The sequence below is a fragment of the Vibrio sp. 2130-1 genome, assembly GCF_033339515.1.
The window spans coordinates 1-584 of sequence record NZ_JAWOUT010000513.1 but is presented as its reverse complement, the minus strand read 5'-3'; the positions used below and the strand labels follow the sequence as shown (position 1 = coordinate 584).

At 47.9% G+C, this 584-nt stretch carries 1 protein-coding gene; it reads left to right on the top strand.

What is annotated here, in order from left to right:
- A partial coding sequence (locus tag R7Q09_RS27130; protein WP_411913132.1) for an ABC transporter substrate-binding protein occupies positions 1-584 on the top strand: 584 nt, incomplete at both ends.

Sequence of the window (584 nt, the reverse complement as noted above, 5' to 3'; positions counted from 1 at the left end):
CATTTCGGTGACGGACAACAATGCATTGGAATTGATGCAACACTTGGCGCCGCTGATCAAAGACACGCCAGTGATTTTCTGTGGCATCAACAATTACCGTCCTTCCTTTCATCAATCACTTAACGCAACCGGCGTGATTGAGAACGTCGATTTAGAAGCGAACTTAGCGCTGATCGAGCGTTTGCATCCAGACAACAAGCAGATTTACATCATCAGTGACCATTCGGTGACTGGTGCGATACTTCGCGACGAGATTGACGATTTTATCCAACAACATGACCGTTATCGCAACAAGATCACTCAACTTGTCCCTGACAATGTTGAAGCATTGAAGCAAAAAATCGCTCAACTCAATAAAGAAAATGTGGTGCTGTTTTGGACTTACTACCGCGACAAAGATGGTGTGGTCGGCAGCGAGCGTGACTGGATTCAGATCAACAAGGCCTCCAACGCGCCATTGTTTATGGTGCACGATGTAGGACTGGGTCATGGCGCGGTGGGCGGCGTGATTCAAAGCGGTTATCGCCAAGGTGTTGAAGCGGCTAGATTACTTGAACAAGTGCTCGACCACCCACAAGAACCAT